The following is a 15752-nucleotide window of genomic DNA, read 5'->3' as shown; positions in this document are numbered from 1 at the left end:
TTAACCTATTTTATCCAGGAAACTCTCCTCCATCTCCTCCACCATCATTTCTCGGTGTTCCATTCTTCTCTCTGTCATTTTTAGACTTGTTGAAACGATAAGTAAACGATAAATTGAACTGACGTTTACGGAACTGAAATTCACTGTATGATGTCTGAGTCATTACTCTTGAGTCATTGTAAAAATTCGTGTATGACATCATTTTTCTTGAATTGAAAATATCACTGATATTGAATGCAATTGTAGCTTTGTCTTTTAAAACGTCTTTACTGAAAGCTGTATTTAAACCAAACTGTCCCAGATTTTTACCTTGTGCTGTTTTTTGTTCGCCATTATAATTACCGCTTAATTGCCAGTCTATTTTGTATGGCAGGGTAACTTTTGAACTAATTCTGGCAAACCATGTAGTAGCCTGGTTGTCTAAATTTTGTACAATCACACTACCGTTATTATCTTCATAAGTGTTTTCTCCGGTTGTTTTTACATTATAAAAATTGAAATTACTGTTTAATTTCCACCATTTGAATGGAGTGTAATTAAATGTAAATTCGAAACCAAATTTTTGTTCTTTTCCTAAGTTAATTGGTGAGCTTTTAATAACCGGAATACCTTCAACTGTTTCGCCCGGTGCAGGAGTTACAACATCACCATCAGGAGTTACAACCTCACCTGTAGGAAACCTCACAAAACTAAAAACGTCTTTGGTATCTTCAAAATAAGCAGAAGTACTAAAAGTTACTTTATCCCAACGCTTAAGATATCCAATATCATATTTATCAGTCAATGAAGGATTTAAATCAGGATTCCCCTGAAAAATATTGATATTACTTGCGTAATTTACAGCAGGATTCATGAAACGCCCTCTTGGCCTGGTTAAACGCTTGCTGTAACTTGCCGTAAAATTACTCTGATCTGAAATTTCATAACTAATAAAAGCGCTTGGAAATAAGTTGTTGTAATTATTAGTATTGAACTTGTTGGTGTCTAAGAGATTTACTTCAATATTGGTATCTTCCCAACGCAATCCAAATAAATAAGAAAATTTATTTACTTTAAAGCCGAATGAAGTGTATAATGCATTTATGTTCTCTTTGTACTCTAAAGTATTCGATAAATTATCATCTTTTACATATTCATTATTTACAAAATTAGAAACATAGTATATATTATTTAAATCGCCAAAACTTCCTTTGTATCCTGCCTCAAACTGACTTCCTTTACTTAATGGTAAAACATAGTCTGCCTGCAGCTGAACTTGTTTCTGAATCTGATTGTTTAGCGTTGTATTGAAAGTAGGTACTGCAGTAATAACACTGTTGCTATCATCTGTATTTCGTGAAATCGATAAATCAGCAGTAAGTTTATGCCCTTTATCGTTGAAGTTTTTAATTAAATTGGATGTATATTCTACGTTTTCACTTCCTGTATCTTCGTTATTTAATCGAGATGTTTTTTTTGTAAAAACACGATTAGCATCATAATTATAGAAATTGATCAAATCTTCTTTGTCTCCTGAATTTTTTTGGTAATTGATAGCGTTTGTCCAAAAAGTATTTGGGGCAACTGTCCATTCAATCCCGGCTCTTCCGTTAAAACCGTCTGAAGTTCTTTTGGTATCACGGGTTTCATCTAAATAGCCCTTTGTAGAACCATCTGCATTAAAGTATTCCGAGTTGGTTAACCCCTCGCCTTCATTTGTTCTGTAATTATATCCTGCTGTAGTAAAATAATTTAATTTTTTCGTTTTATAATTCAGATTGGCACTTAAGCCATATGTTTCATGAATACCTGTTGAAGCAATAAAAGTTCCATTAAAACCTTGATTTTTACCTTTTTTAAGAATAATATTAATCAAACCAGAACCCCCTTCTGCATCGTAACGAGCTGATGGATTGGTAATCACTTCAACCTTATCAATTGCATCTGCGGGTAGCTGGCGTAAAGCCTCTGCCACATTAATCGCATTCGAAGGTCTTCCATCAATTAAGATTCGGATATTATCGCTGCCTCTTAAACTTACATTTCCTTCTGTATCGACAGAAACTGATGGAACATTGTCAAGGACATCGCTAACGGTTCCGCCCTTTACCATCATATCCTGACCAACATTATAAACCTTCTTATCCAGTTTTATTTCAACAGATGATTTTTCGGCACGCACTACAACCTCATTCAATTGCGCAGCGTCTTCAGATAAGCTTACAACTCCTAAATTAGTATCTTCTGAAATATTTTTTCCTTTGATTTCAGTAGCTTTAAACGAAATAAACTCAACTTTGATATCATAAATTCCAGACGGAACTGCTAAATCAAATTCACCTTTTGGATTTGTAATTCCGCCGGCAATCACTTTAGTTTCATTCGGTAGAGTAATTGAAATTGTAGCATACTCCAGTGGTTGTTTTGAAACTTTTTCTAAAACTTTTCCGGTAACCTTTACTTTCGCTTGACCCGAAGGTGGTTGTTGTGCATAATTACATAATCCTGAAAGCATAAATAGGATCAATATCGCAAATTTGATTTTTTTCATTATTTTTTTGGTATTTCTTTTCCTTTTAGACCGCAAATATAGCTTTTGGTTTAAAAGAGTAAATCACAAAAAAATGTTAATCAAATATTTTATATTCCATCTAAAAAAGAAGCTACTTTGTCCAAATCACGTCCAATTATAGCTTTTCCATCTTTTATAACAATCGGCCTCTCTATCAAAATCGGGTTATCAACCATAGCCTGAATAACTTGCAAATCTGTCAAGGTTTTTCCTTTGTACTCTTCAATCCATACTTTTTCTTTAACTCTAACTAGTTCAATTGGTTTCAGGTCTAATTTTTCTATTAATCTTTTCAGTTCTTCAAAAGTTGGTGTCTCAGTAAGATATGGAATAATTTCATAGTCCTGATTCGCATTATCCAGAAAAGCCAGACAACTTCTTGATTTTCCACATCGGGGATTATGGTAAACTTGTATCATGTTATTTTTTTAAGTTGTTGTAAAATAATTGGGCTAAAAAAGGGTATTTTAGCAATCCCCAAAAATAAGATTTACTTATTAATTAGAACTCCATTTTAATTTTAAATAATATGTTTTTAGAACAAGGAATTAAACCAGAAAATAAATTTTGGAAATATCTTTTAGGCTCTGTAGTCATAATTTCAGCATCTGTTTTTGGTCAGTTTCCTTTATGGCTGGCGGTAAAATATGAAACTCTAATCAACAAAAAACCGTATCCAGAGAACGATAAAATGCTGATGAAAATGTTTGATTCAAACCTGACTTTATTTTTAGTTATGGTTTCGTTCGCTTTTGCCTTAGCAGGGGTTTATTATGTTGTCAAATACATGCATCATCAAAGTATCTTATCCGTTACAACTTCGCGAAAAAAAGCAGATACAAAACGTATTTTGTTTTCCTTTTTTATATGGGCGGGTTTTTCAGTATTGAGTTTTGTGTTTATTTATTTACAATCACCTGAAAACTTTATTTTTAATTTCAAACCAATTCCTTTTTTAATATTAGTAGTTATCGGTACCCTGATGATCCCGATACAAACCAGTACTGAAGAATATGTTTTTAGGGGCTATCTGATGCAGGGTTTTGCCAGCTTAGCCAAAAACAGATGGTTTCCGTTATTAATGACTTCATTTATATTTGGTTCTATGCACTGGTTTAACCCGGAAGTAACTAAAATGGGCAATATTATCATGATTTATTACATAGGTACCGGATTCTTTTTAGGAATTATTACTTTAATGGATGAAGGCATGGAACTGGCACTTGGTTTCCATGCTGCCAACAACCTGATAGGCGCTTTGCTGGTAACCTCAGACTGGACCGTTTTTCAGACCTATTCCCTTTTTATTGATAAATCTGAACCTTCTGCCAGCTTTGATGTTATATTGCCTGTGGTTGTAATCTACCCCATTTTGCTTTTTATTTTCAGCAAAAAATACAACTGGACAAACTGGAAAGAAAAATTAACCGGAAACATCAAAGAAACAAACGATGAAGTGACCGAATTTTTAAATTTAAATTAATACACCATGCTAAACCTTACTCATAAAAACGTTCACAATTATTTTAAAATAGATGGTTATCATTTAAATGAAGACGATTTGCGTTCTGTTGCTTATAGCTACATTAAGGAAGGTGATACTAATCAACAGGCAATTGGAGAATTTTTATTAGACTGGTTCGACGATAAAGAATATATCGAAATGAGAACATCAGGGACTACAGGTCTGCCTAAATTAGTCCGATTACAAAAACAAGCGATGATACAATCGGCATTGGCAACAGGAGATTTTTTTAATTTAAAACCTGGAAACAAGGCTCTGCTTTGCCTGCCGGTGAAATTTATTGCAGGAAAAATGATGCTCGTACGAAGCTTTATTCTGGGTTTAGAGTTGGACGTTACAGAACCCAGCACAACACCATTATCCCTAAATGATAAATTATATGATTTTGTCGCGATGGTACCTTTGCAGGTTCAAAATTCGATTGAAGGATTAAAAAATGTCAAAAAATTAATAGTTGGCGGAGCAAAAATGGATACTGCTCTCGAAGAAAAAGTTTTGCCTTTGAAAACTGAAATTTACGAAACTTACGGAATGACAGAAACTATTACTCATATTGCAGCTAAAAAAGTGGGAGAAAAAGCATTTACTATTCTGCCTAATATAAAGATTTCCAAGGACAGCAGAGGGTGCTTAGCAATTACAGTTCCTGCTATTTCCAACGAAACTATCATTACCAATGACCTGATTGAGTTTGTAAAAGAAAATCAGTTTATATTTTTAGGAAGAATTGATAATGTAATTAATAGCGGTGGCGTAAAATTAATTCCTGAACAAATTGAAACAAAACTCATTAAAAAAATTAATTCAAGATTTTTCGTTACCGGGATTCCGGATTCAATTTTGGGAGAAAAACTAATTTTGGTTATTGAAGGAGAAAAACAAGATTTTCCAACTGGCTTTTTTGATGTTTTGGATAAATATGAAAAACCAAAAGAAATAGTTTTTGTCCCTAAATTTAAGGAAAATGAAAATGGAAAACTATTACGCAAACCAAGCTTACTTTGATAAAATCACAATAAATAAATCCCAAATTCCAAAATATGAATTGGAATTTGGGATTTTAAATTTTAGTATCTATTTGACTAAATTTACTCTTTACGCTCTAATAATGCCATATAAAATCCATCGAAACCAGATTCTGAAGCCAGAATTTTACGGTCTTTTATAAATGTAAATTGTTTTCCGATTTCTGTTTTCAGAAACTTCTCAACTTGTTCCTGATTTTCTGATGGTAAGACCGAACATGTAGCATATACTAATTTTCCACCTGGCTTTACAATTTTAGAATAACTTTCTAAAACCTCAGACTGTACTTTACGAATATTATCAATAAATTCAGGTTGTAATTTCCATTTGGCGTCAGGATTTCTTTTTAAAACTCCTAAACCGCTACATGGCGCATCAATTAACACTCGATCTGCTTTTTCATGGAGTTTTTTAATCACCTTTGTAGTGTCAATAATACGATATTCGATATTAAAAGCACCATTTCGTTTAGCTCTTAATTTTAATTGCTTCAGTTTACTTTCGTATAAATCCATTGCAATTAATTGTCCTTTATTTTCCATTAAAGAAGCAATGTGCAATGTTTTCCCACCCGCTCCGGCACAAGTATCAACAACACGCATACCTGGTTTTACATCAAGAAAACCTGCAACCAATTGTGAGTTTGCATCCTGAACTTCAAAAAGTCCCTGTTTAAAAGCATCTGTCAAAAACACATTTGCTCTTTCTTTTAAAACTAAAGCTTCAGGCTGATCTTTTAAATATTCTGTTTCTATATTTAAATCCATCAATGTGTTTCTTAAGTTTTCCTTAGTTCCTTTAAGTGTGTTGGTTCTTAAGATAACTTTTGCAGGCTGGTTTTGAGCTGCAATTTCTTTTGCCCAAACTTTTTCACCTAGTTCTTTAGCTCCCAATTCATCCATCCAGTCCGGGATAGATTCTTTTAAAGCCCTAACTTTTGAAAGCTCGTCAAAACGACCTTTTATTTTTCTTTCAGGTGTTCCTTCCAACTGTCTCCAGTCCGGAATTGGATAACCTCTTAAAACTGCCCAAACAGCAAACATTCTCCATAAATTATATCTGTCAAAGGGTTCCTTAACTTCGGCAATTTCAGCATATAATCTTTTCCAACGAACTATTTCGTATATCGTTTCAGCAACAAACTTCCTGTCAGAACTTCCCCAACGCTTGTCTTTTTTTAAGGCTCTTGCTACCACTTTATCCGCGTATTCTCCTTCATTAAAAATAGCATTTAAAGAATCGATGGTAGTATAAACTAAATTTCTGTGTAATCTCATTTTAATTGTTTGAGTTGCAAAGGTACTATTAATTGATTGAAAGTTAAATTTTTTAATTTTGATTGTTGTTTTAACTTTCATTAAAAAGAAAAAACACTCTGATAAAGCATAAAAGAGTGTTTTTGAATGTATTTTGAAAAATGATTTATTTTATAATCCTTGTCAAACCAATATTCTCCGGAGCATGAAGCACCATTGGAAATTTTTCTATTTTTACAGAACTGCTGTCTAAACCAAAAGCACTTTCTTCAGATAAACTCAATTTCTTAATTAAAAAATAAGAATTCATGATTATTTTTTCGTGCCATAATAAATCAGAGTCATTAGACAAGAATTTTTCAGACAATACAAATTTGAAATCTCCAACAATATTATTTTTGTTCAATGATTCGTAACGGCTGGTAATATCAACTTCTCCATTTTTTACCATATCACGAATAACTTCCCTAAACATTAAATTAATTTTGGTTGGTTCTCTGAAGCCTAAATTGAAATCAATTCTGTAAATATCATCTTTGGCAATTTCGGTTACTTTATACTGAGTTTTATAAGGCTCAGTTAAAATATTCACATGGACAAACCAATAAATATCAGCTCTTTTTGGACGCTTTTGAAGAATAGAATACATCACTTTTTGCTCTAATTCATCAACACGATTAGCATTTGTCATGTAAACCAAATGGGTAGCATATTTTGGAATGGATAAATCTTCGCTCAATTCCATTAAGACTTTCTTGTAATCATCAATTTTGACAATTTTAGTATAGCTTTTATTAATTTTTTTAGCCATATACCATACTGTCATTACCGAAATCAATAAAATTGCAATAATCAACGTTACATAACCGCCTTCGGCAAATTTGGTAATATTAGCCAGTAAAAAACATCCTTCAATTATTAGGTAAATTGTGATTAGAGGAACCATAAAATATAGTTTTACTCTTTTCATAATCAAATAATAGTTCAGTAAAATTGTAGTCATAATCATGCAGAGTACAATTGCCAAACCATAAGCATGCTCCATATTACTGGATTTTTCGAAGTGCAAAACGATTCCCACACACCCAAAAAACAACAGCCAGTTAATTGACGGAATATACAATTGCCCTTTTACTTCGGTAGGATATTTGATTCGTACTTTTGGCCAGAAATTCAATCTCATGGCTTCATTTATCAAAGTAAATGAACCACTGATAAGTGCCTGAGATGCAATAACCGCAGCCAAAGTTGCTATTACGATACCGACAGGCTGAAACCAATCCGGCATGATTAAGTAAAACGGATTACCGTTTTCACCTCCTAATACCTGCAATGTTTGTCCCTCATGATGAATTAAATAAGCAGCCTGACCAAAATAGTTTAATACTAAAGTTAGTTTTACAAAAACCCAGCTAATTCTAATATTTTTTCTTCCGCAATGCCCCATATCAGAATACAATGCTTCTGCTCCTGTGGTACATAAAAATACAAACCCCAATACAAAAAAAACCATCAGGATGTATAGATAATAAATGGTAAGCATAATAAGGATTAATAGCTTTGATGACCTCCGGATGATCCAAAATCTGAATTACTCCTAAAGTCCCCAACATAGCAAACCAAATTAACATCATTGGCGCAAAAAATTTACCAACCAGTTTAGTACCAAACTGTTGAATGGTGAACAAAACAAAAAGAATTCCAATAACAATCGGAATCGTATTTATTTCAGGATAGTAAGTTTTTATTCCTTCTACTGCTGAGGAAACCGAAATAGGTGGTGTTATAATACCATCGGCAAGCAAGGCGCTACCTCCAATAATTGCAGGCACTATAAGCCATTGAATTTTTGTTTTCTTGACCAGGGCATACAAAGCAAAAATCCCTCCTTCACCATGATTGTCTGCACTTAAGGTTATAAGGACATACTTAATAGTAGTTTGGAGAGTTAATGTCCAGAAAACACAGGAAATACCTCCTAAAACAATATCAGCATCGATTGTATGTTCACCAAGTATGGCTTTCATTACATATAACGGAGAAGTACCAATATCTCCATAAATAATTCCTAATGTGATCAATAAACCCCCAATAGACAACTTACTGTGTAAGTTTTTATGCGATGCGCTCATGTATGTTTTATAAAAGACGGTTGCAAATTTACTGTTTTAAAACAAACTAACGCTATTTATAAGAAAAAAGAACAAAAAAAAAACACAATCTAACGATTGTGTCTTTTTTTGTTCAAAACCTTCTTTTGAGATTAACTTCTTCTTCCTCCCCCTCTTGATTCTGAATTATTCTGTCTTTGTGACTGCCCCCCTCCTCTAGCTTCCTGATTTCCTCGTGAAGCCTCTGAACGTTGTGATGCTTGCGGTCTTGCAGATCTGTTATCAGAAGCTGTCCTTTGAGATTCAGCTCTTGGAGACGACGAAGCGGTTCTGTTAGTATTCATTCTGTTCTCAGAATTCCCTCTTGAAGATTCTGTTCTTGGAGCTGAAACTGATCTGTTTTCACTCATCCTGTTCTCAGAATTCCCTCTGGAAGTGTTGGTTCTGTTTTCATTAGAATACCCTCTTGATTCTGTTCTGGAATTATCTTCAACCCTAACAGGACTATTTCCTCTAGATGTATTATTCCTGTCTGAACTACCTCGGTTTGAATTATAACTTCTATCAGATGATCCATTTCTATTTTCAGCATAGTTTCTGTTTGGAGTTCTATATTCCGCATTAGAAACTCTAGCTGAGTTTGATCTGTTGTTACTGTAAACACTTTGATTTCTGTTTACTTCTCTGCTTGCAACACGTCTACGATCTAACTCATATCTGTTACCCACATTTGCATGTCTTTGCGAAAAACTATAATTAGGATGGTGTCTTTCGTAACCATAACAACGTCTGGTTTCATATATTACAGGAGCTCTGTAACTTCTTCTGTGATTCACATAATTATAACGATTATTCACATTGATACAAATATTGATATTGTTTCTATATCTGTAAATTGGGTAAGGTCTCCATGCCACATAATATGTTGGGAAAAAATTCCAAGTCCACGTAGAGCAATAAGGTCTGTAGTTCGTAACCCAGAATGATGAATATATAACCGGAGCTACATTATAAACAGGCTCATAAATATAGTTGTCTCCATATAAATAATTATTCCCTACAATCTGAACACTTATTTTATTATAGTTATCCCTCTCAACATCTATTGTTGCAATATCCTGATAAACATCACGATCAAGAACAGCTTGAATGATAACAACGTGAGTTCTGTCTTCAACAGATTCAATAACACGTAAATAATCAACCTCATCATCATTATTCAAGTCAAGATTTGAAATTTGGTATTTTGGATCATTTAATCTTCTTTCGAAATCCTGAAGATTGTCCGAGTCTCCAAAAATAGAAGCAACAGCTCTTAAATCTAAATTATCACTGATATCTGAGTTTTTTGCATAAACATTTGTTTGGCTTTGTACAGCAGAAGAACTTAAACCTATAGTTACTAACGCTAAAAAAAGTAGTTTCGCTTTCATGGCAAATCATATTAAGATTAATATTCTGGAGTATCCAATTACTGTGCCACAAAAAAAACAAAATATATTTCACATGTTATAAATAATTGTATTTTAGCAATAACTAAATCTTAACCTATATGAAAAAAGTAATATTATTTTGCGGTGTTTTTATTTTATTCATATCTTTTAAAACATTGAATAATAGCAACAAAACAACTATGTATAGCGGTTTTACTTCTATGCAAACAGATACTTTATTTGAAGATAAAATTAGTATTAGGGCCATTTTAATTGATAAAAATAAAGTTTGGTATGGCGCTGATAATTCCCGTTTTGGATACTACGATTTAGATAAAAAAGAAAAATTTGAAGAGCATATTTACCGGGACACTTTAAAATTAGAATTCAGAAGTATAGCTCAAACTTCAAAAGATATTTTTTTATTAAGTGTTGGAAATCCAGCATTACTTTATTCAGTTTCAAAAAAGACACAAAAAACAAAATTAGTTTACAAAGAAATCAATGAAAGAGTTTTTTATGATTGTATGCAATTTTGGAACGATAAGGAAGGAATTGCAATTGGAGATCCTACAGAAGATACTTTTTCTATCATAATAACCCGTGATGGAGGAGAGACATGGACAAAATTATTGTCAGATAAATTACCTACAAATGCCAAAGGCGAATCTGCCTTTGCGGCCAGCAATTCAAACATTGTCATAAAAGGAGATGATACCTGGCTGGTTTCGGGAGGAAAAAAATCCCGGGTTTTTTATTCTCCCGATAAAGGCAAAACCTGGAAAGTTATTGAAACTCCTATTATTCAGGGGAAAACAATGACAGGTATTTTTACAGCAGATTTTTACGATTCTAAACATGGATTTATTGCCGGAGGTGATTACGAACTTCCAAACCAAAAAACTAATAATAAAGCTTTTACAACAGATGGTGGAAAAACCTGGGAACTAATAGGTCAGGGTATGGGTTTTGGATACGCATCATGTGTGCAGTATGTTCCTGGAGGTAACGGCAAAGAAATTATCTGTGTTGGCTCTGAGGGGATTCAATATTCTCAAAATGGCGGTGAAAACTGGACGCAATTATCTACTGATTCAAAGCTTTTTACAATTCGTTTTATCAATAGAAATACAGCAATTGCAGCTGGACATAATAAAGTCATTAGACTTCGCTTTAAATAAATAACATAATAAAACCCCTAAATAATAAAGTAAGTATTATTATATAGGGGTCTTATCGCTGTTGTTCCTGTGATATTTGTCGCCTTTGTGGCATTTGTGACGGCAGTCGGTTTTACTTTTTAAACATTAGTTCTTACCTGCTTTTTCTTTATATTGCTTTAATAATTTTCGATTAAAGTCATCTTCTGATTTTTTTAATTTCAATATTTTTTTAGCCGAAAGCACTTTGCGAAGGTTGCTCATATATTTTTCTCTTAAAAAATATAATTCTTTATCTGTACTTTCTATTTGAGACAACAATGAAGCAGCTTCTTTTTCTGAAAGTGAATTAACTGTATCATCATTCAGCTTTCTCAAATAGGTTTTCATTTTTTCATGACGCAATTCATATTGTTTATCATCAAAATCGTTATAAATTGGCCAGAATTTTTCAGCTTCATTAGAGGTCAGTTCTAACTCTGTAGTCAAAAAGGACACCTTAAAAGCTTTAATTTTTTCACGCTTTTCATCTATTTTATCACTTTGCGCATAAAATGAAAAACTAACTAAAAATAGCAATATGGGAAGTATATTTTTGATTGTCATCTTTATTGTTTTTTTTTATTTTTATTCTGAAATTAAATTCTCAATATTTGGATTTGAAGACAAAACATCTTCAAGAGTTTCCTGCTCGAGGACAATATTTTTATTTATTGCTTCAATATCTTTTGTGTCCAGTTCCCGAATCAAATCATATTGATTCAAATTAGACTGATAAGACAAATATGTTTCTAAAGTAGCCTCATCAAGTTCTTTAGATGATTTATAATTATTTACTATCGGAATCATCAATGCAATAAATACTACTGCAGCAGCAGCCATTCTAACAACCTTTTTACGTTTGTAAATTGGTATTACCTTTACTTCTGTTTCACTAATTTGCTGTAAAACTTTTGCCGAAAGATCATCAAAATAATGATCCGGAGTTTTAAATCCAGTTTTAATATTCGGTTCGTTTTCTAATTTAAATACTTTCATAATACTTATAAGACAAGTTTTATAACAAAAGGTTTAATTTGATGTAACATATAACTCAATTTTTTTTACCGCATGATAATATGAGGCTTTCAATGCTCCTACTGAAGTGCCCAGGATTTCGGAGATTTCTTCATATTTCAATTCTTCGAAATACTTCATTTTAAAAACCAATTGTTGTTTTTCAGGTAATATAACAATGGCTTTTTGAAGTTTTATCTGAATGTCATCCCCATCAAAATAACTATCGGCCTTTAAATTATCTATGGTTTTATTCTGTAAAGCTTCGGATGTTAAACCATTCAATTTTGCTTTCTGACTCAAAAAAGTCAAGGCTTCATTGGTTGCTATTCGATACATCCAGGAAAAAAGTTTGCTTTCGCCCTTAAAATTTTTCAGATACTGAAATACTTTTACAAAGGTATTCTGCAAAACATCATCGGCATCATCATGATTCAAAACAATATTCCGAATATGAGAATACAACGGTTTTTGATATTCTGACAAGAGTTTCTGAAACGCAACATTCTGCGTTTTAGGATTTAATAATTGTGCTATAAATTCCTTCTCTTCTGTCAAGTTTTTTTTTATTTATCTTGTTTGAATGAATTTATCACAAAAGGTTTAATCTCTCCTTTTATTTTTTTTTAAAATTCAGATTCTTCTTCCGGAGTTGTTTTAGCAGGAGGCGTTTCGGCAGGTTTTTTAGCAACCGGTTCAGACGCAGCAGGTTTGTATACCGGAGTTACAGCAGCCGGAATGACCTTAGGAATAACTGGGTAGTAAATTTCTGTTACTAATCTTGATGAACTTTTAACATCCAATTTCCCTGCTGTTAAGATTTCAAGATGTGACCAGCTTAAATCAGGAGTTATTTTTTCCTTATTAATAAAAGCTGTTGTTTTGGCAATAGCTTCATTTGCATGAGAGTAATCTCCTTTTAAAGTAGTTTTCACAGCCACAAAACTGTTCAATTTACCAGATAAGATATCACTTCCTGCACTTGTGAAAATTTCTTTGTTTATTGGCAAACAAATCGAAATTTTTGCCAAATTGGTATTTGTATCATAAGTATGATAAATAATAAAAGGCTTTCCGTTTGTATATAAATTATTAGTTTTACTAAACTCTATCAGTTTCGGGATAACAATTCTGGCATTTTTATTTACTTTTTGAATCTCACTTGTAAAAGTCTGCTTAATATAAAAACTCTCTGTTTTTTTAACAACCCCATTTACTTTTATAGCATACGTTTTAGTTTCGTAATCCAGATTCTTATCAATATTGACAAGGGTTTTTTCATACATTGTCCCTATTACTTTATCAGAACCACCATTCAAAACAGTATAAATTTTAAAAAGAAAGCTCATTTCTCCTTTAGCTTTCCAGGTAACTTTTGTTTTTCCGTTAAGAGTGTCTTTAAAAACCCAATAAACATCAGCATCTGTCCCGTCAAAATTTATTTTTTGATGAATACTTTCTCCATCTTTAGCCTGTAGCGTTATACCGCTACCTTGTGCTTCACTGCCTTCCCATGAAAATAAAGCTCCATTTCCTGTTGTCTTTCCCGGAAAAGACATTTTTATTGTTGGATCTTCAATTGCCCAAGATTCAAAATCTTCAAAATTTCTAAAATCATTTACATAATTATATACAGTTGCTCTTGGCGAATTAATAACTTTGCTTCGCTCAACACTAAAAATGCCTTTTTGAGTAGCCACAAAAACACTTAAAGCAACAAAACTTAATAACAGTAAAAGAAACAGATATTTTAGGATTTTCATGTGTAGGTTGTTTGGTGTCGTAAAGTTATAAATTTATTAATAGTGTTACGAATTACAAAAAATAAAAACAGTTTTCTTAATTATATTTTCTTCAAAAACACATATAACAAAACGATTTTAAAATATTTAAAGTATACTTCAGGTTTTTAAATATAGAAATAGTTTTCAAATTTATCTCTTAAAAAAGAATTTGATTAAAAACAGAATCAGAATAAAAAGCAGAAAACCAATTAATACTTTATAATTTCCCTTATAAAATATCTTGTGTAAAGCAAGATCTTTTCGGTAAGCGAAAATCATTACGATAACAAATGTGATAAAAAAACAGACTGCGAATATTAATTGTCCCTGACTAAACATAATTGAAATTATTTTTGACAAATTTAGAGAATTGTATACGAATAGTTGCTAATTTGGCAGTCCATTTAATCAATAAAAAAATGAAGAAACAAATAGATGCTGTAAAAGAATTCCACACTGCTTTTAAAATAGGTCATAGTGAAACTCCCATTGCAGATTTAGGCGAAACAAAAAAACACCTTCGCTATAATTTAATGAAAGAAGAAAATGAAGAATATCTTGAGGCGGTACAAAATAACGATTTAATTGAAATCGCTGACGCCCTTGGAGATATGATGTATATATTATGCGGAACAATTATCGAACATGGCTTACAAGACAAAATTGAAGCCGTTTTTGATGAAATTCAGCGCAGCAATATGAGTAAATTAGGCACGGACGGAAAGCCTATTTATCGCGAAGACGGAAAAGTTATGAAAGGTCCCAATTATTTTAAACCAGACTTTTCAAAATTACTTTAAAATATTAATCCCTAATACGTTTTTAAAACTTACTAGGGATTTTCTAATTTTAAAATCTAATTATTATACTTCAGGAACATCCTCCAGACGATAATAAATCTTCAATCCTTTTTCTTTAGCAATTCTTACATCGTTATCTGCCCCTTTTGATTCTCCTTCAAGACGAAGAACAGCGTCGCATTTTTCAAGAAGCCGATGTGCAACAGGATATTGGATTTCGTCCCAGACGCTGTCACCAATTGCTTTAGATCCGGCTAAATGAAGTAGCGGCAAAGCTAACCATTCGCCAATTACAGGCAAATGCCCCATTCTGAATAACGGAAGGGCTACAGCTTCTAATTTTTCTAAATTTTGTTGAATCAATTTGGGATCGTCATTTGTCCCGCCACGATAAGGGCCAGCGATAAGTATTAACATATTTTCTATATTTTTTTTCACAAAGCACGTGAACATATTACAGCAAAAAAATAATGTAGTTTAAGAAAACCCTATTTCTTTTTATTTGCTTTAATCATACTTAAAAACTCAGGCGTAATTCCCAAGTATGATGCTATTTGTTTTTGTGTAACTTGTTTTACCACTTGCGGATATTTTTCTAAAAAAATATAATACCGTTGTTCTGCCGTGAGAGAAAGATTTTGAATAACCCTTAACTGTTCTCTTATGTAAGCATTTTGCATAATAATCCTGAAAAACCGCTCAAATTTTGGAATTTTAAGATACAAGTCATCTAAATCATCTTTTTGCAAATGTAACATATAGCTCTCTTCAATTGTTTCAATATTCAATATTGCAGGTTGTTGGTTTATGAAACAAGCCATGTCTGTAATCCACCAGTCAGAAACAGCAAACATGATAGTTGATTCTTTTCCTTGCTGATCTCTGTAAAATGCTCTTAAAGTTCCTGATTGTACAAAATTTATTGTTTTACAAATATCTCCTTCTTTCAAAATAATAGTTTTTTTTTGGATACTTCCTTTCTTTTAAAATCGAAAGAAAATAAGCTGTTTCATTTTCGTCAAGCGAAATGTGTTTGGCTATATTTTTTAA

Annotated in this window: 15 protein-coding genes and 1 pseudogene; 4 read left to right on the top strand and 12 right to left on the bottom strand. The window is 32.4% G+C overall.

Features of this window, described 5'->3' with window-relative positions:
• Positions 1–10: 10 nt before the first annotated feature.
• Both BXU10_RS04970 and BXU10_RS04965 read right to left on the bottom strand, forming a co-directional pair.
• Positions 11–2530, bottom strand: coding sequence for an outer membrane beta-barrel family protein (locus BXU10_RS04970; RefSeq protein ID WP_078226370.1), 2520 nt, complete (start codon positions 2528–2530; stop codon positions 11–13).
• A gap of 89 nt (positions 2531–2619) precedes the next feature.
• Complete coding sequence (locus BXU10_RS04965; RefSeq protein WP_078226369.1) at positions 2620–2970, bottom strand: arsenate reductase family protein; 351 nt, start codon at positions 2968–2970, stop codon at positions 2620–2622.
• A gap of 110 nt (positions 2971–3080) precedes the next feature.
• On the opposite strand from BXU10_RS04965, the gene BXU10_RS04960 reads away from it, so the two are divergent.
• Together BXU10_RS04960 and BXU10_RS04955 are read left to right on the top strand one after the other, a co-directional pair.
• Entirely contained in the window at positions 3081–4034 is a 954-nt protein-coding gene (locus BXU10_RS04960; protein WP_078226368.1) for a CPBP family intramembrane glutamic endopeptidase, read from the top strand.
• Between the two features lie 6 nt (positions 4035–4040).
• A complete protein-coding gene (locus BXU10_RS04955) occupies positions 4041–5081 on the top strand; it encodes an AMP-binding protein (protein WP_078226367.1) in 1041 nt (346 codons plus the stop codon).
• Positions 5082–5164: 83 nt separating this feature from the next.
• On the opposite strand, the gene BXU10_RS04950 is transcribed toward BXU10_RS04955, so the two are convergent.
• The 3 genes and pseudogenes from BXU10_RS04950 to BXU10_RS04940 form a co-directional block, all read right to left on the bottom strand.
• Positions 5165–6379 (bottom strand): RsmB/NOP family class I SAM-dependent RNA methyltransferase, encoded by a 1215-nt coding sequence (locus BXU10_RS04950; protein ID WP_078227915.1) that lies wholly within the window; start codon positions 6377–6379, stop codon positions 5165–5167.
• 145 nt (positions 6380–6524) lie between these two features.
• Positions 6525–8490 (bottom strand): annotated as a pseudogene (locus BXU10_RS04945) (KUP/HAK/KT family potassium transporter).
• A 131-nt stretch (positions 8491–8621) separates the two neighbouring features.
• On the bottom strand, positions 8622–9902 hold the full coding sequence (locus BXU10_RS04940) for a hypothetical protein (RefSeq protein WP_078226366.1): 1281 nt from the start codon (positions 9900–9902) through the stop codon (positions 8622–8624).
• A 119-nt stretch (positions 9903–10021) separates the two neighbouring features.
• Between BXU10_RS04940 and BXU10_RS04935 the strand changes: the two genes are divergently transcribed.
• Positions 10022–11083, top strand: coding sequence for an oxidoreductase (locus tag BXU10_RS04935; protein WP_078226365.1), 1062 nt, complete (start codon positions 10022–10024; stop codon positions 11081–11083).
• Positions 11084–11209: 126 nt separating this feature from the next.
• Here BXU10_RS04935 and BXU10_RS04930 read toward each other — a convergent pair whose 3' ends face one another.
• The 5 genes from BXU10_RS04930 to BXU10_RS25160 form a co-directional block, all read right to left on the bottom strand.
• A complete protein-coding gene (locus tag BXU10_RS04930) occupies positions 11210–11668 on the bottom strand; it encodes a sensor of ECF-type sigma factor (protein WP_078226364.1) in 459 nt (152 codons plus the stop codon).
• Positions 11669–11689: 21 nt separating this feature from the next.
• A complete protein-coding gene (locus BXU10_RS04925; RefSeq protein WP_078226363.1) occupies positions 11690–12100 on the bottom strand; it encodes a hypothetical protein in 411 nt (136 codons plus the stop codon).
• A 33-nt stretch (positions 12101–12133) separates the two neighbouring features.
• Positions 12134–12676, bottom strand: coding sequence for an RNA polymerase sigma factor (locus BXU10_RS04920; protein WP_078226362.1), 543 nt, complete (start codon positions 12674–12676; stop codon positions 12134–12136).
• A gap of 68 nt (positions 12677–12744) precedes the next feature.
• On the bottom strand, positions 12745–13881 hold the full coding sequence (locus BXU10_RS04915; protein ID WP_078226361.1) for an SRPBCC family protein: 1137 nt from the start codon (positions 13879–13881) through the stop codon (positions 12745–12747).
• Between the two features lie 171 nt (positions 13882–14052).
• Positions 14053–14241 carry a hypothetical protein gene (locus BXU10_RS25160; protein ID WP_031457176.1) on the bottom strand — a complete coding sequence of 63 codons (189 nt, stop codon included), beginning with the start codon at positions 14239–14241 and terminating at the stop codon, positions 14053–14055.
• Between the two features lie 80 nt (positions 14242–14321).
• On the opposite strand from BXU10_RS25160, the gene BXU10_RS04905 reads away from it, so the two are divergent.
• On the top strand, positions 14322–14702 hold the full coding sequence (locus BXU10_RS04905) for a nucleoside triphosphate pyrophosphohydrolase family protein (protein ID WP_078226360.1): 381 nt from the start codon (positions 14322–14324) through the stop codon (positions 14700–14702).
• A 63-nt stretch (positions 14703–14765) separates the two neighbouring features.
• Here the strand turns inward: BXU10_RS04905 and BXU10_RS04900 are convergent, their stop codons facing one another.
• Both BXU10_RS04900 and BXU10_RS04895 read right to left on the bottom strand, forming a co-directional pair.
• Positions 14766–15119 (bottom strand): DUF4406 domain-containing protein, encoded by a 354-nt coding sequence (locus BXU10_RS04900; RefSeq protein WP_031457178.1) that lies wholly within the window; start codon positions 15117–15119, stop codon positions 14766–14768.
• Positions 15120–15190: 71 nt separating this feature from the next.
• Positions 15191–15652: a Crp/Fnr family transcriptional regulator gene (locus BXU10_RS04895; RefSeq protein WP_255405995.1), complete on the bottom strand. Its 462-nt coding sequence runs from the start codon at positions 15650–15652 to the stop codon at positions 15191–15193.
• Positions 15653–15752 lie beyond the last annotated feature (100 nt).

The sequence above is a fragment of the Flavobacterium sp. LM4 genome, from assembly GCF_002017935.1.
GTDB classification, from domain to species: domain Bacteria; phylum Bacteroidota; class Bacteroidia; order Flavobacteriales; family Flavobacteriaceae; genus Flavobacterium; species Flavobacterium chungangense.
The sequence above is the reverse complement of the archived record's forward strand: the minus strand, read 5'-3'. Positions and strand labels throughout refer to the sequence as shown.

Bases quoted from the DNA above. Each gene is read 5' to 3' on its own strand.
- BXU10_RS04970 (WP_078226370.1), bottom strand. From the start codon at position 2,530: ATGAAAAAAATCAAATTTGCGATATTGATCCTATTTATGCTTTCAGGA.
- BXU10_RS04965 (WP_078226369.1), bottom strand. From the start codon at position 2,970: ATGATACAAGTTTACCATAATCCCCGATGTGGAAAATCAAGAAGTTGT.
- BXU10_RS04915 (WP_078226361.1), bottom strand. From the start codon at position 13,881: ATGAAAATCCTAAAATATCTGTTTCTTTTACTGTTATTAAGTTTTGTT.
- BXU10_RS04950 (WP_078227915.1), bottom strand. From the start codon at position 6,379: ATGAGATTACACAGAAATTTAGTTTATACTACCATCGATTCTTTAAAT.
- BXU10_RS04935 (WP_078226365.1), top strand. From the start codon at position 10,022: ATGAAAAAAGTAATATTATTTTGCGGTGTTTTTATTTTATTCATATCT.
- BXU10_RS04940 (WP_078226366.1), bottom strand. From the start codon at position 9,902: ATGAAAGCGAAACTACTTTTTTTAGCGTTAGTAACTATAGGTTTAAGT.
- BXU10_RS04930 (WP_078226364.1), bottom strand. From the start codon at position 11,668: ATGACAATCAAAAATATACTTCCCATATTGCTATTTTTAGTTAGTTTT.
- BXU10_RS25160 (WP_031457176.1), bottom strand. From the start codon at position 14,241: ATGTTTAGTCAGGGACAATTAATATTCGCAGTCTGTTTTTTTATCACA.
- BXU10_RS04955 (WP_078226367.1), top strand. From the start codon at position 4,041: ATGCTAAACCTTACTCATAAAAACGTTCACAATTATTTTAAAATAGAT.
- BXU10_RS04960 (WP_078226368.1), top strand. From the start codon at position 3,081: ATGTTTTTAGAACAAGGAATTAAACCAGAAAATAAATTTTGGAAATAT.
- BXU10_RS04905 (WP_078226360.1), top strand. From the start codon at position 14,322: ATGAAGAAACAAATAGATGCTGTAAAAGAATTCCACACTGCTTTTAAA.
- BXU10_RS04900 (WP_031457178.1), bottom strand. From the start codon at position 15,119: ATGTTAATACTTATCGCTGGCCCTTATCGTGGCGGGACAAATGACGAT.
- BXU10_RS04925 (WP_078226363.1), bottom strand. From the start codon at position 12,100: ATGAAAGTATTTAAATTAGAAAACGAACCGAATATTAAAACTGGATTT.